Raw genomic sequence first — 18,645 nt, 5'->3', positions numbered from 1 at the left:
TATAAAGGAGTTATTAAATATGAAATTAGAAAATGGTTGGGAAACGAGTTTTTTAGAGGTTGTACAAAACAGTGAATTTAAGAAAGATGCAATTCTTAGTCAATTGCTTTTTGCGGATAGTGAAGAAGTAGAAGAGCTTGTTGATGATTACGGTTATGAAGAGATTATTGAACGCGGACATGATGATGAGTTAGCAGGAATTTTAGGAGAAGAACTTTTTAGTGAGATGGAGCGAAACGTATTCTTATCTTCACAGCCAGAAGAAAAACTTATTTCATTTGTAAATGGATTAGGTTTTCATGTGTTAGATTGGATCGTGCTTCTTGAAACAGAATTTGGCGTTGATAGCGCAAATTTCACATCGGATGCGGTGAAAATGTTAGAAAAGCGTTTTAGACAGTTTCCATATATAGAAGAGAAGACAATTTTTGATATGAAGCTTGAAGAAACAATGGATGTATTAGAGTCTGTAACAGGTTTACATTTAAAAGAAAAGATGGGTGTTTAAAAAAAAGAACGTGATAGCTTCACGTTCTTTTTTTTTACATAATAATAATTTTATCATCTAGCTTTGTTTGTCCAGTAAGAAGTGCATTTAAATACTCTACTTTCCGTATGCAAGCTTGTATATGTCTTTCAACCTCTTGTAACTCTGCTTGGTGATGCGTTTCAATTGGGTGAATTTGTACGTTGAATTTTTCGAATTGACTACTATATGTTATTTCTGCATAGCCGCTCATAATATCTGTTTCGTTATGAAATAAAAATTGCTTCGTTTCTTCACAGAATGATACATCCTGAAAGCCATATACTTTTAATGCTTCAATTACTTTTTCAATCATTTTTGTATTCATTTTTTAACCCTCTTTACGAAGTTCTACTTATATATTATAACATAAAAAATTACGTAGAAAGCGCTTCCAAGTGTATTTTATTATAAACTTTACGTTTCAATCATAAAAATGAAACAAAGAAAAAATAATTGTAAAGAAGGAAGGACTCTTTTATTGTTTCGTCATATATATAGAGAAATAGTGCAATGAAAGGAAATTTTCCGAAGTTGAATTCGTATTTCCAATTTGAGCGCAGTAAAAGAGGTGATGATCTTGAACTTTGATATTGTAGGACAAAAAGCATATATAAAAGATGGACCGCATCGGAACCGAATTGGAACTGTAAAGAAAAATGAAAAACAATTAGAATCCCACTTTGCTATTGTAATTGGGGAACAAAGTATTGCTGTAGAGCTAAAGGATATCGTGTTAGTTGGAGTAGATGTAGGACAATTTCATAAATGGTGCGAGCAAAATGGTTATTTGTAAAAGGACGGGCTGTGAGATAATGAAATATATTTGAGAAAAGAGAATATGTTATTGTATTCTCTTTTTCTATGTTTAAGGAGATGGAGATGAAGTATAAAGAACAAGATTTTACATTGGAATTGAAAGAGAAAATTCAATGTATGGAAAAGGAAATAGAACGAGTAACATTTAAACTTTATAAAGATTATTCGCATTTATACATAGAAAAAAACATGAAATTAGATATGCGATTTGAAAGAGAAAAAGAGAATCCCTTTGAAATGGGCTATTATTCATCAGTTTCCATAGCGGTATTAGATGCAGAAGGTGAGATGATTGAATTTTACACAATTCCAATTTGGAAATGCGAAAATATTTTTTTAGGAATGCCAATTCAATTGAGAATTTTTGGGAGTAAGAAAATAGGGGAACTTGTTGATGAATCCTGCTGTGAGATTGAGGAGGAGTTAAAAGAGCAACTAGAAGAATACTTGGAGTGATAACTTTCAAGATAAGTTGTATAGTGGTGGCGCATAATAAAAAAGGACGCTAACAGTATAAATTGTTAGCGTCCTTTTTATTATGAAGCAATTTCGCCAGTTTTTGTCTCATCTTGATTGTACGTATCTTGATCTAATTCACCAAGCCATTTACTTGAAATAAGACCTGCTGTCATAGAACCACTTACGTTAAGAGCTGTACGGCCCATATCGATTAATGGTTCAACTGAGATAACAAGAGCGACAATGCCGATTGGTAAGTTCATTGTAGATAGTACGATTAACGCTGCGAATGTTGCACCGCCACCAACGCCGGCAACGCCGAATGAGCTAATAGCTACAACAGCGATTAAAGTTAAAATAAATTGAGGTTGTAATGGATCAATTCCTACAGTTGGAGCGACCATCATTGCAAGCATCGCTGGATAAATACCTGCGCAACCGTTTTGTCCGATAGATACCCCAAATGAAGCTGCGAAGTTTGCAATTCCTTCAGAAATACCAAGCTTTTCTTTTTGTGCTTCAATATTTAATGGCATTGCACCAGCACTAGAGCGAGATGTAAATGCAAATGTTAATACAGGGAACACTTTTTTCAAATATTGAATTGGATTTAAACCAGATAGCGCGATTAATAATAAGTGAATGATAAACATTACGATAAGTGCTACGTAAGATGCTAACACGAAGTTACCAAGTTTTAAAATAGCGTTAATATCGCTACCAGCAACTGTTTTTGCCATAAGAGCTAATACGCCGTATGGAGTAAGGCGTAAAATTAATGTTACCATGCGCATTACGATTGCATATACAGCATCAAGCATCTTTTTAAATAGCTCTGCTTGTTCTGGATATTTTCGTTTTACACCGATAAAGGCGATACCGATAAAGGCTGCAAATATTACAACAGAAATTGTTGATGTTGGACGAGCGCCTGTTAAATCAAGAAATGGATTTGTAGGCAACAATTCTAATAATTTGTCTGGAATTGTTGTCTTTTCAATAGAAGTAAATCTTTCTTCTACTAATTTCAGACGAGCAGATTCTGCATCACCTTGTTGTAAACCTGTTGCTGATACATCAAATCCTGCACTTGCAGCGATACCGACAGCTGCGGCAATTCCTGTAGTAAGAATTAAAATTCCGATAATAAGACCACTGATTTTACCAAGATTTTTCGTTAACTGTAATTTTGTAAATGCTGAAATAATAGATACTAAAATAAGTGGCATAACGATCATTTGAAGTAATTTTACATAACCGTTACCGATTAAGCCAAACCAAGTATTTGATTCAATAATTACTTTAGAAGTAGGCTCATAAATAAATTGTAATATAAGACCAAAAATAATTCCGACTCCTAAAGCAGTAAATACACGTTTATTAAAAGATACATGCTTACGTTGCATATAATATAATACGCCAACTAAAATGAGCATGACTGCAACGTTAATTCCGACAAGCAGTGTATTCATGATAATTCCCCCTAATTCCAATCTGTTATATAGAATATAAGGTAATAAAACCTATAAGTCAACTAGGGAATTGCGGAATTAAAAAAAGATGGCAAATTGCCATCTCTTAATGCCCAGCCCCAGGGACAAGTAAAAATGTTGTGTACCATGTAAATCCGATGAAGAAAACGGTTAAATATGCCCCGAATACGTATATATACATACGCTCTGTTAATTTTAAATAACTTAAAAGTACGAAGAATCCTGTTTGTCCTAAAAATAATAGTGCGGTCGAATGCATATCCCCTACGTAAAACATAACCGAGAAAATTCCAGTCCAAAAGCCGAGAACGCGAAACATGCGCTCCATGCCATCTCCCTCCTTTTCTTGAAAAAGTAAAACCTCTCTTCATTATAGTTTATTTTTCTAACTATTGTAAATATTCATTCATATAAAAGAAAGAAGCCAATTATAATATTGACTTCTTCTTAGTTGAAAAACTAAATTTGAACTTTATAGTTACAAGATTTGCATCCATCTAGTAGACTATCGTTTCGTGTTAATTCCACGTTAGGGAATAGGATTTCAAAAATCCCTTTCATCATATCTCCGTGCATATTACAAATTTCAGTCGGATGATGCGCAGCAACTTCTTTAAACGGACAATTGTGTACATCATAGAAAATTTTTGTGCCATCTGTACTTAATTCAAAAGCAGGAGATAAACCAGCTGTTGAGAATGCTTCTTTTGCGATTTGCATTTTTTGTTCTATCGTCAATGCTTCTGCACTTACATTTAAGCGATGCATATGTTGTTGCATTAATTCTTTGCCGAATTGTTTCCCAGTTTCATATAGCGCTTTTTCACCAGCGCTACCTAAGCTTAGCAGTGAATTAAATGCTATCCGTGCTAATAATTGATAATCGCGAAATGGGAATTGTAACTGGATGACATCTTGAGACAAGACGTATAGTCTGCTTGGTCTGCCGCCTTTCCCAGTTTTTTTTGTTTCTGATTTGAGCATATTAACATCTTCTAATTTAGATAAATGTAAACGCGCTACGTTTGGATGAATGTTAAACTCATCTGCAATTTCTTGTACAGTTACGTAATTATGCTTTTGAGAAATATATTTATAAATGTAATAACGAGTAGGGTCAGATAACACACCTGTAATTTTTAAAGCTTGTTCCATGAGGATCTCCACCTTTATCACTTTATCCAAGATATTAACATTATAATACAGATAAACTTCTATATAGGTAATTTCAGACAATAGTTCAGAAATTGTTCATAATTTCACAAACATATTTTTCCTATTTCTCTTAGTGAAAATACAAAATCCCTAATTTTTCTTGTGCATTTTTTCATGATATATACATAGTGAGGAGGGAAACTTGATGAATAGTGTCGAGCTTTTTGCAAATATGATTATGAAAGAAGCTTGTAGGGTGCAAGCATCAGACTTACATATTGTGCCCAGGCAGAAGGATGTGGCGATTCAATTACGTATAGGAAAAGATTTAATTACGAAACGGTGTATTGAAAAGGAATTTGGAGAAAAGCTTGTTTCGCACTTTAAATTTTTAGCATCAATGGATATAGGAGAGAGGAGAAAGCCTCAAAATGGTTCATTATATTTGCAAATTGATGGATCAGAAGTGTATTTACGCCTTTCAACCCTTCCAACAGTATATCAAGAAAGTCTAGTTATTCGTCTCCATTTGCAAGCATCTGTTCAGCCATTGTCGCATCTTTCGTTATTTCCAAGTACAGCGGAAAAATTACTTTCTTTTTTAAAGCATTCGCATGGGTTACTCGTGTTTACTGGGCCGACTGGTTCTGGAAAAACGACGACAATGTATGCGTTATTAGAAGTAGCTAGAAAAGGAGAAACACGTCGCATCGTTACTCTGGAAGATCCAGTTGAGAGAAGAAAAGACGGTTTATTACAAATTCAAATAAATGAAAAAGCTGGTATCACATATGAAACGGGATTAAAGGCTATTTTGCGTCATGATCCAGATATTATTTTAGTCGGCGAAATTCGTGATGAAGAAACAGCAAAAGTAGCTGTAAGGGCCAGTTTGACGGGACATTTAGTGATGACAACCTTGCATACAAATGATGCGAAAGGAGCGATACTACGATTTATGGATTATGGTATTACAAGGCAAGAAATTGAACAATCATTATTGGCTGTAGCTGCTCAGCGACTCGTTGAATTAAAATGTCCGTTTTGCAGAGGGAAGTGTTCAACTTTATGTAAATCAATGAGGCAAGTGAGACAGGCAAGCATTTATGAACTGTTATATGGATATGAATTAAAACAAGCGATTAAAGAAGCAAGTGGAGAACATGTTACGTATCACTATGAAACGTTGGAATCGTCGGTGCGAAAAGGGTATGCTTTAGGCTTTTTAGAAGAAGATGTATATGTTTAAGAGAAAATGGAGTTTAAGTGATCAAGTATCATTATGGAAAAGATTAAGTGATTTATTAGAGAAAGGTTACTCACTTTTACAGGCGTTAGAATTTTTGCAGTTTCAACTACCATTAGGGAAGAAATTACAGTTACAGCGTATGATCGAGGGATTGAAAAATGGACAAAGCTTGCACACTTCTTTTCACCAATTAATGTTTCATCCAGAGGTGCTAAGTTATTTGTTTTATGCAGAGCGACACGGTGACATTTCTTTTGCTTTGCAACAAGGGAGCGTACTTCTTTACAAGAAAGATAAATATAGGAAAGATATGATGAAAGTAATGCAATATCCTATGTTTTTATCATTTTTTTTAATGATTATGCTTTCTGTTTTTAACCTCATTTTATTGCCTCAGTTTGAAATGATGTATAGTTCTTTACGTTCTACAGCACCACCACTTACGGAGCAAATTTTAGTTGCAATTAAATTATTACCCTACTTCATTTATATCATTTTTCTTATCGTTATAACGGGATTTAGTTTATATATATTTTATTTCCGAAAACTTCCACCTACTCAAAAGGTAAAGATTATGATCCGTATTCCCCTTATGAAAACATTTCTTATTTTAAAGCATTCGCATTATTTTTCCGCTCAATTAAGTGGCTTATTACACGGTGGATTGTCGGTACACGAAGCATTAACAATAATGATGAAGCAAAAGTATCATCCGTTTTTTCAGTATGAAGCAGCTCGAATTGAGCGGCAATTAATTGCAGGAGAACCGTTACAATCTATTATTGATAAAAGCGGTTATTACGAGAAAGAACTTTCTTATATCATTACGCATGGACAAGCAAACGGTAATTTAGCAAATGAGCTTGGTGATTACAGTGAGCTCATTATTGAAAAGGTAGAACAAAAAATTAAACGTATGTTATTTGTGATTCAACCCATTTTATTTACATGCCTTGGTGTTATAGTCATTTTGATGTACTTAGCGATGATTATGCCGATGTTTCAAATGATGAATTCTATTTAGGGGGCATTTACATGCAGAATGAGGAGGGTTTTACTCTTTTAGAAATGTTATTAGTTATGGTTGTCATAACTGTATTATTACTATTAATTATTCCAAATGTAGTTACGCAGCGCTCGTCCGTCCAAGGAAAAGGATGTGCAGCCTATGTGAAATCTATAGAAGCACAAATACAAGCATATCACTTGCAACATAATAAGATTCCATCAATAGAGGAACTTGAAACAGGAAAGTATATTACGTCTAAAACTTGCCCGAAAGGTGAACCAATCCATATTTCCGATGATGGCACGGTATCAGCTGGGAAATCGTGAAGCAAAAAGGTTTTACGCTTTTAGAAATGCTACTTGTCTTATTTGCTATTTCTGTACTGAGTGTTGTTACGCATTTTAACGTTACTTCATTACATGAAAGGCAAAAAGTTGAGCAGTTTTTGAAACAGTTTTCAAATGATATTTTGTATATGCAACAGTTAGCGATTAAGCGTCAAAAACATTATACGTTACGCTGGTTTAAAGAGAAACATATGTATTATATTTCGGAATCAGAGACGGACTTTTTAATTGCTAAGAGAGAATATGATAAAGATGTCCAAATTGATTTGCATACCTTTCCAAATCCAATGACATATAATCCGAGTGGAAATATTAATAGAGGTGGTACGATTCTACTTTCCTATCGGGGGTATAAGTATGAGATTGTATTTCAGCTTGGAAGAGGGAGATTTACGTATCGTGAAGTGTCAAAAAGGATCAGTAATGGTTGAAATGGTTGTAGCGTTAAGTTTAATAATGATGGCGGTATCGTTATTGCTCCCGCAAACATTATTAATTATGCAAGAAAGAAAAAATATAAAAATGAGCTATAAAGCATTAATAGTATTAAAAAAAGAAGCGGCCTTATTTAAGTATGAGAATGAGGAAAAGCGAGTAAAAGAGAAAGTCATAAAAGGAATTGTATATTACACATATTGGAGAGGAGATGAAGTTTGTACGATGTGGAAAGATATGAGAGGAAAAGCGATGGAGCAATGCCTTTATGCAAAGGAAAAATAAAAAAGAAGCGGGATTTACATTAATAGAAATGATTGCATGTTTGTTGCTTTTATCAATGTTCTTTTTACTTTTACCACGTCTTCATATTATGGGGATAGAAAATACACATTCAAAAGGATTAAATGACTGGGAGTGGGATGTGTTTTTAGGACAAATGCAACTCGAGTTTCGTGAAGTATCAAGTGGGAGGAAGATAGCGCTAGAAAATGGTGGGAATATTTTGCGCTTCCAACTTCGTAATGGTGATCAGGTGACGTATGAAAAAGTGAATAGTAATTTAATAAGAAAAGTAAATATGCGCGGAAGGGAATTTATATTACAAAGGATTGAAGCGATTTCGTATAAATTAACACCTCATTTGCTATATATATATGTGAAAGATATAAGTGGTGAAATATATGAAGGCGTGGCTGTGCGCTATAGTGAAATTGAGATAGAAACATGAGAAAACAAGATGGATTTGCAATGCCAGGAACAATTATTTTTCTTATTTTATTCATTTCTTTTTTGATGTACGAAACGAATATGTTACTTTCGGATAAAAAATTCTATTCTGAAATAGAACAAAGTTTTTTCATGGAGGAACTTATTGATCGAGCGATTTCAGATATAAAAAGAGACTTACAGCAAAAAGAAAAAGGGGATGTTTTTTTATTTCAGTATGAAAGAGGAGAAGTGAGTGGAAAGTACGTTTTTGAAAATGATGGTATTATCATTTCGTTGCAATGTGTTACAAAACAGAGAGGTTTCTATACAGTGAGCTTTCGCTATAGGAAAAGGGATAATAAAATATTGGATTGGGTAGAAGGATAGTATGTAAAATATATGGGGAAGAACCATGAACTTCTATTGTGGAGTGAGTCGATTTCTTTGTGGAGAGGGATAAAAACGATGATCAAAAGTTTAAATTTTCTCAAAAAAGAGAAAGGTAGGAAGAATATGATATATTCAGGCTATCCAATCATTTTTTCTAGGGAGATAAGGAAATGACAAATAACAATCAAATAGATGAAAATAAGGAACAAACTATTTTTGATCATAAAGGAAATACGATTATGACAGAGGATAGGGAAATACAAATTATTTCAAAATTCGAAGAACCTCTTATTGTCGTATTAGCAAATGTATTAAGTGATGAAGAATGCGATGAATTAATCGAATTGTCTAAAAATAAAATAAAACGTTCTACAATTGGTTCATCACGTAATGTAAATGATATTCGAACAAGTAGTGGTGCATTTTTGGAAGAGAATGAACTTACTTCGAAGATTGAAAAACGAATTTCATCTATCATGAATGTTCCTGTGGCGCATGGAGAAGGATTGCACATTTTAAATTATGAAGTGGATCAAGAATATAAGGCGCACTATGATTATTTTGCGGAACATAGTAGATCAGCTGCTAATAATCGTATAAGTACTCTTGTGATGTACTTAAATGATGTAGAAGAAGGCGGGGAAACATTCTTTCCGAAATTAAATCTTTCTGTACACCCTAGAAAGGGAATGGCAGTATACTTTGAGTATTTTTATCAAGATCAATCACTAAATGAGCTTACGTTACATGGAGGAGCACCTGTAACGAAAGGTGAGAAATGGATTGCAACGCAGTGGGTGAGAAGAGGTACTTATAAGTAAAAGCGAGTATGTTACGTTTTGTTCTTCATAGCACAAGAAGAACAAAACGTTTTTTTATTAAACAAAGTAATAACTTTCGTTATAATAACAATTAATAAATGACGATTGAGAGGAACGAAAATGAAATCTATATACATAACCGGCTATATGGGAGCTGGGAAAACAACGATAGGGAGAGCGTTAAGTAAAGAACTCCATATGCAAGTTGTAGATACAGATCAAAAAATTGAAAAGCAGAAAGAGAAAGCGATTCGGCATATTTTTGCAGAAGAAGGCGAAATGATTTTTCGGGAATATGAAAGTGAAATGTTACGTTCACTACCGGTTCAGAATGTAATTATTACAACTGGTGGAGGGATTATTGAACGAGAGGAAAATCGAAAGTGGATGAAGGAAAATGGAACTGTTGTGTATTTATATTGTGATCCACATGTAATTGCAGAAAGGCTTCGTGAAGATACGACACGTCCACTATTTCAGAAGAAAGATATAGAGGCATTTGTAACGAAATTTGAATCGCGCCGAGCTTATTATGAAGAGGCGGATATTCATATCGATACGACAAATAAGTCGGTAAAGCAAATTATGAATGAATTAAAGCAAAAGATTAATGAATAGAAAAGTGGACATACTAATCAAGTAGAGGTGATGATAATATGTCTACTAATGATTATGTACGCTTTGTGACACAGCAATTTGTGTCATATATGGATGCTCCAAAAGAGGATCGAAAACAACAGAAACAACAACGTCGTGCGGAGAAAGAGCCATTCTTAAACAAATGGTTTGGTGTTATGCCACTGAGCGCTGCTTTGTTTTATCGAAATGTAAAAAATAAAAGAAAAAAATCAAGCTAACTTTTTCGTAATATGTCTCGCAAAACAAAAATCCCCTAGTGCAACAAGCTGCTAGGGGATTTTTATTTATTGTTGCACAGGTTCTTTTTCTTCAGTAACCGCATGTATCTTATTATTTACCCATACAAACCCTATTCCGATACAAATAGAAATCCCCCAGCCAACAGCGGTCATAATCGCTCTCATTTCACCATATCCATCTACACCGAAAACAGAGATGAAATAGATTTTCAAGAAACTTTTTAATATAAATTGAAGACCGAAAAATAGTGTTAAATATTGCAGTGCTGGATATATGCGACTATCCCGGTAAAGCTCACGACTTTTATCGCGGTCATGGCCTTGCAGCGCTGCGATATCAGCTGCGAAATATAACATGAGTGGTTTTTTTATAAAAATTGTACATATGACGATAATGCCGAGCAAGATATGATAATAAGCATCGTTCCATAACATTCGTTCCGCTGATCCAGATATTAAGTCTACCGTTGTATTAGAAATGAGTGTAATTAAAATAAAGAACCCTGTAACGTTAAACTGTTTTTCTTTTTTAAAGGTATACAGTGTATAAATAATCCCCGGAACAGAGGAAATTAACATTGCGTAATAAGGATCGATATAAGGTTTTGCAAATTTCCAAATAAGGAATGGGAATACGAGATAAAAGACAAGATCTAATATAGCTTTTTTATTTTGATTCATACAAATCCTCCTTAAGTCATACATATATTTTATAATATAATTTCTGAAAATTGTATAAGGTTTAATAAAAAAAAGAAAAGTAGATGATTAGTAGATTTAAAAAATTGTCCCTAGCGTAGTAAGTTTTTTTAGTATATAATAAAGGAAACGCTTTCATTTTTTTGAGTTTGTTCACAAAATGGACGGAAAATCACATATTTACTATCGATATGTTGCTTTATAATGAAACTAATTATATATACATGCATACAATATTGTGAAATAAATAACATAAATAAAATATATAAATGTAAACGTTATCAAAAAAGAGAGGTGGAGACAATGAGTAAATTTTTCTTCAATCATAATCCAGCAACATTAGAGGATGGAAGGCTTGTTAAGTATGCTGAAATTATTTATGGAGAAGGTGGCCGTTCTGTATTAGAAAATTTAATGGTGAAGGCATCTATCAGATTACGTGATCGTTATCCGAATAAATCTGACGAACAGATCTCGAACCTCGTAAATCAAGGCATCCATGATATGTTTCAAAAATACGTGAGTGAGTAAGAGCAGCCAATTGCTGCTCTTATTTTTTTGTATAAGGATTGTGCCTCTAGCTGAAAATAAAGATGCATTTTGAAACATGCAAAAAGGAGGCGAAAAAGATGAGTAATGGAATTGGTCGTTCAAAAGAGAATCTTCCAACTGATGCAAACCATGTAAGCGCAAAGGATCGTGCATATCAAAAACGTATGACAGAGAAAAAACAACAAGAGCGTAATGACGATAGAGAATAGGCTGGGAACATATCTTAAAAGAAAGCTCCTTCAATCTGAAGGAGCTTTCTTTAAGATAGAAAATGATTTGCCGTAATATAGAAGAGACCACCATTTATAATTTGCATTGTAATGCGTGGTTCGTATTGTTCTTGTAATGCTTGCTTTTCAATTTCATAGCTTTCTGGAAGTTCATCGCTATCTTCGTAAAATCGATTTAAAAGGTCTAAATCGTGATTCCAACGCACTCTCGCTTCTTTTGCCCACGTGTGGTCATCTTCAGCGATTATACTTTTTAAAGCATCCTCTATACGTTGTAAGCCACTTTGTGGCTTAATGATAGGTGAGAGCGTAAAACAAAAATCAGGTATTTTCGGTGTGAGTTTGATTTCTGCTAAAGTGTCATGAAAGTTTGCAATCATTGTCCCGGAAATAAGATGAATACCGATGGAATGAAGTATGTCTTTTTTTCGGTCGCATTGATAAGATACTTTTATATTTACACCAAGCCAAGGATGAAGGGGGGTATGAGTTGCCCCGCTATGTTTCACTTCCTCATATAAACGTATATATGAACCTAGTTCTTTTGTTGTTTCAAATATTTGATGCAAACGTGGTGAACCGTAATGAATAAGTTCACCGTCGTTTTCTTCGTTTTCTGGATTTGTAATAAGAGTAAGGCGCATCGGGTTCGGAACGCCTCCTGTTTTTTCAAGATAGTGCCAATAGAAAGGGCGGTTCATTAATAATTTATCCATTTCAATTGTTAACTGCACGTCTAATAGGTGAGAGGAACGCTCTAAAATTTCGCAGTTATTCGCCTCAAAAAAGTTGTATAAGTAATTATGAATTTCATTTTGCTGCATAGCCCTGCACCTCAGCTTCACTTCGCTTCGCAAAGTCGATAATAGATGTTAAATTTTCCATCTTGATTCGAATTTCACCTTCGCTTTTTGACTGCGCGAAAATCTCTTGAATATGCGCATCAATATTTTTCATGTTGATTCTCGTTAAAATTTCATCGAGTTCACCGATTACACGTTCAAATAAATTAATTTTTTCATACAGTAGTTTTAAAATGTGCTCTTCAACAGTATGCTTTGTTGCTAAGTTATAAATATGAACATCATTTTTTTGTCCAAGGCGGTGAATACGTCCAATCCTTTGCTCAAGTCGCATTGGATTCCATGGTAAGTCGTAATTAATCATATGGCTACAAAATTGTAAGTTAATTCCTTCACCACCAGCTTCGGTCGCGATTAATACTTGGGCATGAGTTTGGAAAAGCTCCTTCATCCAATCTTTTTTCCCGCGCTTAAATCCACCGCGAAATGGGACAGAGGAAATGCCATGTTGTTGTAAGAACCATTGTAAATACATTTGTGAAGCTCTATATTCAGTAAAAATAATGACTTTATCGTCAATTTCTTTTATAAGCTCTAGTGCTTTATTTGCTTTTGAGTTGAACGGAATATGATTAATTTTATCCATCAGCACATCAATATGTGGGTCCTTTATGTAATGCTCATTTTCTTTCTGCCTTTTTTCTACATGTTTTTTTAACGAATAGTAAACAGCTTCACGACTACTACATGCTTCCCGTTTTAAAGTTAAGGATGAGAAAGCAGATGTGACGGCATCTTGTCCACGCCAATTTTCAATTTCATTATACAAAGCTTGTTCTTCTTTATTAAATTCAACGAAGATTGTTCGTACATGCCTCTTAGGCCAATCAATGCCAGTGTTATGGCGTCTATTTCGGACCATTACTTTATTGATAAGAGCTTTTAAATCTTCATCGGATTCAGCTGAACGATTTTTTGAAGCGTAATATTCGTCAAAATTAGATTGATTGCCTAAATGACCTGGTTTTAATAAAGAAACGAGGTTGAAGATTTCATCAATTTTATTTTGAACAGGAGTTGCGGTAAGCAATAAACAAAACTTCTTTTTTAATCGCTGTGCAAATTCATAGTTTTTTGTTTTATTATTTTTTAGTTTATGTGCTTCATCGATAATAATAAGATCATACTCTAAGTTTAAAACGATATCGCGATGCGGCGAGCGTTTCGCAGTATCGATTGATGAAACGATGACATCAGCTTGTTCCCAAGAATAACTTTTCTTTTGAGCGACCGCAGGAATAAAAAATTTTGTGTTTAATTCATACGCCCACTGAGAAACGAGAGAAGCTGGAACGAGAATGAGTACTTTTTTTACAAGTCCGCGCACCATATATTCTTTTAAAATAAGGCCAGCTTCGATTGTTTTTCCAAGTCCGACTTCGTCTGCTAGAATCGCTTTACCATTCATTTGTTCAATGACATTTTGAGCGACCTCTAATTGATGTGGAAGCGGGGTGAAATGTGATAAGTGTTTCGGTGCTTGCAATCCATCAAAAGTAGGGACGAGTAACGATTTCTCTGTTTTATAAGCTAAATGATATAAATCCCAATTTGTCCAAGGACCATCTTCATCAATTCTTTTTAAAAAATTGTTTTGCCACGTTCGATCTACGGAAATATCGACATTCATTAAGACTCTCCCACCTTTTATAAATTAAAGTGATTATTAAAAAAACCTTTATTATAAGCCTTGTAATAAGGCGCTATCACAATTACTAAAAGATAAAGAAAAAGCAACGATAAAGATCTAAATCTCAAAAGTTGTGTTTAATAAGATTAAGAATAAAAAATTCTAAATTATTTTTTATGCTAGAATATTGATGAAATATAGCGAATGATGTTAGGATAATGGTGTGAAATGTGTGGAATCTTTCGTATTTTATCCAAGAAAGCACTTTTTTATTTACGCTTTCATAAAAAAATATAGTGAGATTCCGTATATCCTATCTTTTCAGAATGAGAATGTTTAGATATGGGAAGCAACTTTTATTGATTTGTCAGAGCATAAGGGGGAAAGAGCATGATTACATTACAACGTACACCGTTATTTGATGTATACGCGAAGTATGGTGGGAAAACAGTCGACTTCGGTGGTTGGGAATTACCAGTTCAATTTTCAAGCATTAAAGAAGAACATGAAGCTGTACGTACAGGAGCAGGTTTGTTCGATGTATCTCATATGGGAGAAGTAGAGGTAAAAGGTGTAGATAGTTTAGCATTTTTACAACGTGTTGTTACAAATGACGTATCTACCTTAAAGGTAGGAGGCGCACAATATACAGCTATGTGCTATGAAAATGGTGGCACAGTAGATGATTTATTAATCTACAAACGTGGTGAAGAAGACTATTTATTAGTAATCAATGCATCAAATATCGAGAAAGATTACGAATGGTTAGCAAGTCATGTAATAGGCGATGCAAAGGTAGTCAATGTTTCTAATGAAGTTGCGCAACTTGCAATTCAAGGACCAAAAGCAGAAGGCATTTTACAAAAAGTTGTGTCAGAAGATTTGAAAGAAATTAAGTTCTTTAAATTTAAAAATAATATTCTTGTAGATGGAATTCCTGCACTTGTATCTCGTACAGGTTACACAGGTGAAGATGGATTCGAAATTTACTGTAAGAGTGAAGATGCAGCAAAACTTTGGGAGAAACTTCTTGAAGTGGGAGCAGAAGAGGGCTTAAAACCATGTGGTTTAGGTGCTCGTGATACACTTCGCTTCGAAGCAACACTTCCGTTATACGGACAAGAGTTATCAAAAGATATTACACCGATTGAAGCGGGAATTGGCTTTGCGGTAAAACCAAATAAAGAAGCAGACTTCTTTGGAAAAGAAACGTTAAAAGAGCAAAAAGAAAACGGTGCATCTCGTAAATTAGTCGGCATCGAAGTAATCGAACGCGGTATTCCTCGTACGCATTACCCTGTATTTATAGGAGAAGAAAAAATCGGGGAAGTAACGAGTGGTACACAATCTCCAACGTTAAAGAAAAGCATTGGTTTAGCACTAATTGATGTAAAATACGCAGCAGTTGATACAGAAGTAGAAATTGAAATTCGTAATAAACGCGTCAAAGCAGTAGTTGTTCCAACACCATTTTATAAACGTTCAAAGTAACGGGGAGAGGGGTAGATTTCATGTTGCATCGTTATCTTCCAATGACAGAAGAAGACAAAAAAGAAATGTTACAAACAATCGGCGTTCAAACGATTGATGAGTTATTCTCTGATATTCCAGAGAGTGTTCGTTTTAAAGGGGATTTAAAAATTAAAGAAGCAAAATCAGAGACAGAGCTTTTAAAAGAGCTATCTCATATGGCTAGTAAAAATGCGAACTTAAAAGAATACGCTTCTTTCTTAGGAGCAGGTGTATACGATCATTACGCTCCAGTAATTGTTGATCATGTTATTTCTCGTTCAGAATTTTATACAGCTTATACGCCATACCAACCAGAAATTTCACAAGGGGAATTACAAGCAATTTTTGAATTCCAAACAATGATTTGTGAATTAACTGGAATGGACGTAGCAAACTCTTCTATGTATGACGGAGGTACAGCTTTAGCTGAAGCGGCAATGTTAGCGGCTGGTCATACTCGCAAAAAGAAAATTCTTGTATCAGTAGCAGTTCATCCAGAATCAAGAGCAGTACTTGAAACATATGCAAAAGGTCAAAATCTTGAAGTTGTTGAAATTGATCATAAAAACGGTGTAACAGATTTAGACGTATTACAAAGTGAAGTAGATGATACAGTTGCTTGTGTAATCGTTCAATATCCAAACTTCTTCGGACAAGTTGAAAAGTTAGCTGATATCGAAAAAATCGTTCATCAACAAAAATCATTATTTATCGTTTCTTCAAATCCATTATCATTAGGCGCATTGACACCACCAGGGAAATTTGGTGCTGATATTGTAATCGGTGATGCACAACCATTTGGTATCCCAACGCAGTTTGGTGGACCTCATTGTGGTTATTTTGCAACAACGAAAGCATTTATGCGTAAAATTCCAGGACGTCTTGTTGGACAAACTGTAGATTCAGATGGTAAACGTGGGTTTGTATTAACGTTACAAGCACGTGAACAGCATATTCGCCGTGATAAAGCGACGTCTAACATTTGTTCAAACCAAGCGTTAAATGCATTAGCAGCATCAGTTGCAATGACTGCACTTGGAAAACAAGGTGTGAAAGAAATGGCACGTCAAAATATTTCTAAAGCACAATATACAAAACGTCAATTCGAAGCGAAAGGTTTCACAGTAACATTCACTGGACCATTCTTCAATGAATTTGTTGTAGACTGTAAACGTCCAGTTAAAGAAGTAAATGATGTATTATTACAAAAGAATATTATCGGTGGTTACGACCTAGGCCGTGATTATAAAGAGCATGAAAACCATATGCTTGTAGCAGTAACAGAGCTTCGTACAAAAGAGGAAATTGACACACTTGTAAACGAAATGGGGGCTATCCAATGAAGAACCAAGACCAAGCACTTATTTTTGAAGTGACTAAAGAAGGACGCGTAGGATATAGCTTACCCAAATTAGATGTAGAAGAAGTGAAATTAGAAGATGTATTTGAGAGTGATTATATTCGCGTTGAAGATGCAGAGCTTCCAGAAGTATCTGAACTTGATATTATGCGCCATTACACAGCGCTTTCAAACCGTAACCACGGCGTGGATTCTGGATTCTATCCACTTGGATCTTGTACGATGAAATATAATCCGAAAATTAATGAAAATGTAGCTCGTTTCGCAGGCTTTGCAAATATTCATCCACTTCAAGATGAAAAAACAGTGCAAGGTGCAATGGAATTAATGTACGATTTACAAGAACATTTAATTGAAATTACAGGTATGGATACTGTTACATTACAACCAGCAGCTGGTGCACACGGCGAATGGACAGGTTTAATGTTGATTCGTGCATACCATGAAGCAAATGGTGACTTTAACCGTACGAAAGTAATTGTTCCTGACTCTGCTCACGGAACAAACCCGGCGTCTGCAACAGTAGCTGGTTTTGAAACAATTACAGTAAAATCAAACGAACATGGTCTTGTTGACTTAGATGATTTAAAACGTGTTGTAAACGAAGAAACAGCAGCACTTATGTTAACAAATCCAAATACATTAGGCCTATTCGAAGAAAATATTTTAGAAATGGCAGAAATCGTCCATAACGCAGGCGGTAAATTATACTATGATGGTGCAAACTTAAATGCTGTATTAAGCCAAGCACGCCCAGGAGATATGGGATTTGACGTTGTGCATTTAAACCTTCATAAAACATTTACAGGTCCGCACGGCGGCGGTGGCCCAGGTTCTGGTCCAGTAGGTGTGAAAGCTGATTTAATTCCGTACTTACCAAAACCGATTTTAGAGAAAACGGAAAATGGCTATCACTTCAACTATGATCGTCCAGAAGCAATTGGGCGTGTGAAACCATTCTATGGTAACTTCGGAATTAACGTTCGTGCATACACATATATTCGTTCTATGGGTCCAGATGGACTACGTGCAGTAACTGAATACGCTGTATTAAATGCGAACTATATGATGAGAAGATTAGCACCATTCTATGATCTTCCGTTCGATAGACATTGCAAGCATGAATTTGTATTATCAGGTCGTCGTCAAAAGAAACTTGGTGTACGTACATTAGATATTGCAAAACGTCTGCTTGATTTCGGTTACCATCCACCAACAATTTACTTCCCATTAAATGTGGAAGAATGTATTATGATTGAGCCAACAGAAACAGAATCAAAAGAAACATTAGATGGTTTCATTGATAAGATGATTCAAATTGCTAAAGAGGTAGAAGAAAATCCAGAAGTTGTACAAGAAGCGCCACATACAACGGTAATTAAACGTTTGGATGAAACATTGGCTGCTCGTAAACCAGTTTTACGTTATGAAAAGCTAGCACCTGTACAAGTCTGATTGGAATAAAGCAAAAAGAACTCGCTACATGCGAGTTCTTTTTTTTGTAAAA

General features: G+C 34.8%; 26 protein-coding genes. 18 read left to right on the top strand and 8 right to left on the bottom strand.

Translation table 11 applies throughout. The features are described 5' to 3' along the window. The first annotated feature begins 19 nt into the window (after positions 1-19). Positions 20-508, top strand: coding sequence for a hypothetical protein (locus FT637_RS03420; protein WP_193645128.1), 489 nt, complete (start codon positions 20-22; stop codon positions 506-508). A gap of 34 nt (positions 509-542) precedes the next feature. Here the strand turns inward: FT637_RS03420 and FT637_RS03415 are convergent, their stop codons facing one another. Beyond that, on the bottom strand, positions 543-854 hold the full coding sequence (locus FT637_RS03415; RefSeq protein ID WP_193645127.1) for a hypothetical protein: 312 nt from the start codon (positions 852-854) through the stop codon (positions 543-545). A gap of 252 nt (positions 855-1,106) precedes the next feature. Between FT637_RS03415 and FT637_RS03410 the strand changes: the two genes are divergently transcribed. After that, on the top strand, positions 1,107-1,322 hold the full coding sequence (locus tag FT637_RS03410; protein WP_113935582.1) for a DUF3912 family protein: 216 nt from the start codon (positions 1,107-1,109) through the stop codon (positions 1,320-1,322). Between the two features lie 86 nt (positions 1,323-1,408). After that, complete coding sequence (locus FT637_RS03405) at positions 1,409-1,801, top strand: hypothetical protein (RefSeq protein WP_193645126.1); 393 nt, start codon at positions 1,409-1,411, stop codon at positions 1,799-1,801. An 80-nt stretch (positions 1,802-1,881) separates the two neighbouring features. On the opposite strand, the gene FT637_RS03400 is transcribed toward FT637_RS03405, so the two are convergent. The 3 genes from FT637_RS03400 to FT637_RS03390 all read right to left on the bottom strand — a co-directional run bounded on the left by FT637_RS03400 (position 1,882) and on the right by FT637_RS03390 (position 4,452). Then, positions 1,882-3,276 carry an L-cystine transporter gene (locus FT637_RS03400; RefSeq protein WP_193645125.1) on the bottom strand — a complete coding sequence of 465 codons (1,395 nt, stop codon included), beginning with the start codon at positions 3,274-3,276 and terminating at the stop codon, positions 1,882-1,884. Between the two features lie 106 nt (positions 3,277-3,382). Beyond that, entirely contained in the window at positions 3,383-3,625 is a 243-nt protein-coding gene (locus FT637_RS03395) for a DUF2626 domain-containing protein (RefSeq protein ID WP_002015110.1), read from the bottom strand. A gap of 131 nt (positions 3,626-3,756) precedes the next feature. Next, positions 3,757-4,452 carry a helix-turn-helix transcriptional regulator gene (locus tag FT637_RS03390; RefSeq protein WP_193645124.1) on the bottom strand — a complete coding sequence of 232 codons (696 nt, stop codon included), beginning with the start codon at positions 4,450-4,452 and terminating at the stop codon, positions 3,757-3,759. 205 nt (positions 4,453-4,657) lie between these two features. Here FT637_RS03390 and comGA point away from each other — a divergent pair, with 205 nt between their 5' ends. From comGA to FT637_RS03340, 10 genes are all read left to right on the top strand, one after another. Then, complete coding sequence (comGA, locus tag FT637_RS03385) at positions 4,658-5,701, top strand: competence type IV pilus ATPase ComGA (RefSeq protein WP_016106153.1); 1,044 nt, start codon at positions 4,658-4,660, stop codon at positions 5,699-5,701. Further along, positions 5,688-6,725 (top strand): competence type IV pilus assembly protein ComGB, encoded by a 1,038-nt coding sequence (gene comGB, locus FT637_RS03380; RefSeq protein ID WP_319805937.1) that lies wholly within the window; start codon positions 5,688-5,690, stop codon positions 6,723-6,725. The genes comGA and comGB overlap by 14 nt, the downstream gene beginning before the upstream one ends. An 11-nt stretch (positions 6,726-6,736) precedes the next feature. Further along, on the top strand, positions 6,737-7,036 hold the full coding sequence (comGC, locus tag FT637_RS03375; protein WP_002088623.1) for a competence type IV pilus major pilin ComGC: 300 nt from the start codon (positions 6,737-6,739) through the stop codon (positions 7,034-7,036). After that, entirely contained in the window at positions 7,033-7,488 is a 456-nt protein-coding gene (gene comGD, locus FT637_RS03370) for a competence type IV pilus minor pilin ComGD (protein ID WP_193645122.1), read from the top strand. The genes comGC and comGD overlap by 4 nt, the downstream gene beginning before the upstream one ends. Next, positions 7,481-7,777: a type II secretion system protein gene (locus FT637_RS03365; protein WP_193645518.1), complete on the top strand. Its 297-nt coding sequence runs from the start codon at positions 7,481-7,483 to the stop codon at positions 7,775-7,777. Before comGD ends, FT637_RS03365 begins: the two co-directional genes overlap by 8 nt. After that, entirely contained in the window at positions 7,761-8,222 is a 462-nt protein-coding gene (comGF, locus tag FT637_RS03360) for a competence type IV pilus minor pilin ComGF (RefSeq protein WP_193645121.1), read from the top strand. The genes FT637_RS03365 and comGF overlap by 17 nt, the downstream gene beginning before the upstream one ends. Continuing rightward, a complete protein-coding gene (gene comGG, locus FT637_RS03355; protein WP_193645120.1) occupies positions 8,219-8,590 on the top strand; it encodes a competence type IV pilus minor pilin ComGG in 372 nt (123 codons plus the stop codon). Before comGF ends, comGG begins: the two co-directional genes overlap by 4 nt. Before the next feature lie 173 nt (positions 8,591-8,763). Continuing rightward, positions 8,764-9,414 carry a 2OG-Fe(II) oxygenase gene (locus FT637_RS03350; RefSeq protein WP_193645119.1) on the top strand — a complete coding sequence of 217 codons (651 nt, stop codon included), beginning with the start codon at positions 8,764-8,766 and terminating at the stop codon, positions 9,412-9,414. A gap of 120 nt (positions 9,415-9,534) precedes the next feature. Continuing rightward, complete coding sequence (locus FT637_RS03345) at positions 9,535-10,032, top strand: shikimate kinase (protein ID WP_193645118.1); 498 nt, start codon at positions 9,535-9,537, stop codon at positions 10,030-10,032. A gap of 38 nt (positions 10,033-10,070) precedes the next feature. Beyond that, entirely contained in the window at positions 10,071-10,271 is a 201-nt protein-coding gene (locus FT637_RS03340; RefSeq protein ID WP_002015009.1) for a YqzE family protein, read from the top strand. Between the two features lie 66 nt (positions 10,272-10,337). Here the strand turns inward: FT637_RS03340 and FT637_RS03335 are convergent, their stop codons facing one another. Together FT637_RS03335 and FT637_RS03330 are read right to left on the bottom strand one after the other, a co-directional pair. Beyond that, positions 10,338-10,973 (bottom strand): VC0807 family protein, encoded by a 636-nt coding sequence (locus FT637_RS03335; RefSeq protein WP_193645117.1) that lies wholly within the window; start codon positions 10,971-10,973, stop codon positions 10,338-10,340. A gap of 128 nt (positions 10,974-11,101) precedes the next feature. Beyond that, positions 11,102-11,221, bottom strand: a complete 120-nt coding sequence (locus FT637_RS03330; RefSeq protein WP_193645116.1) for a GTP pyrophosphokinase — start codon at positions 11,219-11,221, stop codon at positions 11,102-11,104. A gap of 73 nt (positions 11,222-11,294) precedes the next feature. Here FT637_RS03330 and FT637_RS03325 point away from each other — a divergent pair, with 73 nt between their 5' ends. Beyond that, complete coding sequence (locus FT637_RS03325) at positions 11,295-11,522, top strand: hypothetical protein (protein WP_193645115.1); 228 nt, start codon at positions 11,295-11,297, stop codon at positions 11,520-11,522. A 98-nt stretch (positions 11,523-11,620) separates the two neighbouring features. Beyond that, complete coding sequence (locus tag FT637_RS30290) at positions 11,621-11,752, top strand: hypothetical protein (RefSeq protein WP_000064671.1); 132 nt, start codon at positions 11,621-11,623, stop codon at positions 11,750-11,752. Between the two features lie 50 nt (positions 11,753-11,802). Here FT637_RS30290 and FT637_RS03320 read toward each other — a convergent pair whose 3' ends face one another. Both FT637_RS03320 and FT637_RS03315 read right to left on the bottom strand, forming a co-directional pair. Next, positions 11,803-12,597: a YqhG family protein gene (locus FT637_RS03320; protein ID WP_193645114.1), complete on the bottom strand. Its 795-nt coding sequence runs from the start codon at positions 12,595-12,597 to the stop codon at positions 11,803-11,805. After that, the gene (locus tag FT637_RS03315; protein ID WP_193645113.1) at positions 12,584-14,266 is read right to left on the bottom strand and encodes a DEAD/DEAH box helicase; all 1,683 of its coding nucleotides are present in this window, start codon (positions 14,264-14,266) and stop codon (positions 12,584-12,586) included. The genes FT637_RS03320 and FT637_RS03315 overlap by 14 nt, the downstream gene beginning before the upstream one ends. Positions 14,267-14,656: 390 nt before the next feature. Here FT637_RS03315 and gcvT point away from each other — a divergent pair, with 390 nt between their 5' ends. From gcvT to gcvPB, 3 genes are read left to right on the top strand one after another with little or no spacing between them, the layout of a single operon-like run. Beyond that, positions 14,657-15,757, top strand: a complete 1,101-nt coding sequence (gcvT, locus tag FT637_RS03310; RefSeq protein WP_193645112.1) for a glycine cleavage system aminomethyltransferase GcvT — start codon at positions 14,657-14,659, stop codon at positions 15,755-15,757. Positions 15,758-15,777: 20 nt separating this feature from the next. Continuing rightward, positions 15,778-17,121 carry an aminomethyl-transferring glycine dehydrogenase subunit 1 gene (gene gcvPA / locus FT637_RS03305; protein ID WP_193645111.1) on the top strand — a complete coding sequence of 448 codons (1,344 nt, stop codon included), beginning with the start codon at positions 15,778-15,780 and terminating at the stop codon, positions 17,119-17,121. Beyond that, positions 17,118-18,593, top strand: coding sequence for an aminomethyl-transferring glycine dehydrogenase subunit 2 (gene gcvPB / locus FT637_RS03300; protein WP_002122485.1), 1,476 nt, complete (start codon positions 17,118-17,120; stop codon positions 18,591-18,593). The genes gcvPA and gcvPB overlap by 4 nt, the downstream gene beginning before the upstream one ends. Positions 18,594-18,645 lie beyond the last annotated feature (52 nt).

Source organism: Bacillus cereus (assembly GCF_015071065.1).
Lineage (GTDB): Bacteria > Bacillota > Bacilli > Bacillales > Bacillaceae_G > Bacillus_A > Bacillus_A cereus_BA.
This window is presented reverse-complemented; position numbering and strand designations above follow the sequence as displayed.

Excerpts from the sequence above, each read along its gene's own strand:
- FT637_RS03400 (WP_193645125.1), bottom strand. The coding sequence starts at position 3,276 with ATGAATACACTGCTTGTCGGAATTAACGTTGCAGTCATGCTCATTTTA.
- gcvT (WP_193645112.1), top strand. The coding sequence starts at position 14,657 with ATGATTACATTACAACGTACACCGTTATTTGATGTATACGCGAAGTAT.
- FT637_RS03415 (WP_193645127.1), bottom strand. The coding sequence starts at position 854 with ATGAATACAAAAATGATTGAAAAAGTAATTGAAGCATTAAAAGTATAT.
- gcvPB (WP_002122485.1), top strand. The coding sequence starts at position 17,118 with ATGAAGAACCAAGACCAAGCACTTATTTTTGAAGTGACTAAAGAAGGA.
- FT637_RS03345 (WP_193645118.1), top strand. The coding sequence starts at position 9,535 with ATGAAATCTATATACATAACCGGCTATATGGGAGCTGGGAAAACAACG.
- FT637_RS03340 (WP_002015009.1), top strand. The coding sequence starts at position 10,071 with ATGTCTACTAATGATTATGTACGCTTTGTGACACAGCAATTTGTGTCA.
- FT637_RS03395 (WP_002015110.1), bottom strand. The coding sequence starts at position 3,625 with ATGGAGCGCATGTTTCGCGTTCTCGGCTTTTGGACTGGAATTTTCTCG.
- comGF (WP_193645121.1), top strand. The coding sequence starts at position 7,761 with ATGCAAAGGAAAAATAAAAAAGAAGCGGGATTTACATTAATAGAAATG.
- FT637_RS03315 (WP_193645113.1), bottom strand. The coding sequence starts at position 14,266 with ATGAATGTCGATATTTCCGTAGATCGAACGTGGCAAAACAATTTTTTA.
- FT637_RS30290 (WP_000064671.1), top strand. The coding sequence starts at position 11,621 with ATGAGTAATGGAATTGGTCGTTCAAAAGAGAATCTTCCAACTGATGCA.
- comGA (WP_016106153.1), top strand. The coding sequence starts at position 4,658 with ATGAATAGTGTCGAGCTTTTTGCAAATATGATTATGAAAGAAGCTTGT.
- FT637_RS03335 (WP_193645117.1), bottom strand. The coding sequence starts at position 10,973 with ATGAATCAAAATAAAAAAGCTATATTAGATCTTGTCTTTTATCTCGTA.
- FT637_RS03350 (WP_193645119.1), top strand. The coding sequence starts at position 8,764 with ATGACAAATAACAATCAAATAGATGAAAATAAGGAACAAACTATTTTT.
- comGB (WP_319805937.1), top strand. The coding sequence starts at position 5,688 with ATGTATATGTTTAAGAGAAAATGGAGTTTAAGTGATCAAGTATCATTA.
- FT637_RS03390 (WP_193645124.1), bottom strand. The coding sequence starts at position 4,452 with ATGGAACAAGCTTTAAAAATTACAGGTGTGTTATCTGACCCTACTCGT.
- FT637_RS03325 (WP_193645115.1), top strand. The coding sequence starts at position 11,295 with ATGAGTAAATTTTTCTTCAATCATAATCCAGCAACATTAGAGGATGGA.
- comGC (WP_002088623.1), top strand. The coding sequence starts at position 6,737 with ATGCAGAATGAGGAGGGTTTTACTCTTTTAGAAATGTTATTAGTTATG.
- FT637_RS03420 (WP_193645128.1), top strand. The coding sequence starts at position 20 with ATGAAATTAGAAAATGGTTGGGAAACGAGTTTTTTAGAGGTTGTACAA.
- FT637_RS03405 (WP_193645126.1), top strand. The coding sequence starts at position 1,409 with ATGAAGTATAAAGAACAAGATTTTACATTGGAATTGAAAGAGAAAATT.
- comGG (WP_193645120.1), top strand. The coding sequence starts at position 8,219 with ATGAGAAAACAAGATGGATTTGCAATGCCAGGAACAATTATTTTTCTT.
- FT637_RS03330 (WP_193645116.1), bottom strand. The coding sequence starts at position 11,221 with ATGCATGTATATATAATTAGTTTCATTATAAAGCAACATATCGATAGT.
- FT637_RS03320 (WP_193645114.1), bottom strand. The coding sequence starts at position 12,597 with ATGCAGCAAAATGAAATTCATAATTACTTATACAACTTTTTTGAGGCG.
- gcvPA (WP_193645111.1), top strand. The coding sequence starts at position 15,778 with ATGTTGCATCGTTATCTTCCAATGACAGAAGAAGACAAAAAAGAAATG.
- FT637_RS03365 (WP_193645518.1), top strand. The coding sequence starts at position 7,481 with ATGGTTGAAATGGTTGTAGCGTTAAGTTTAATAATGATGGCGGTATCG.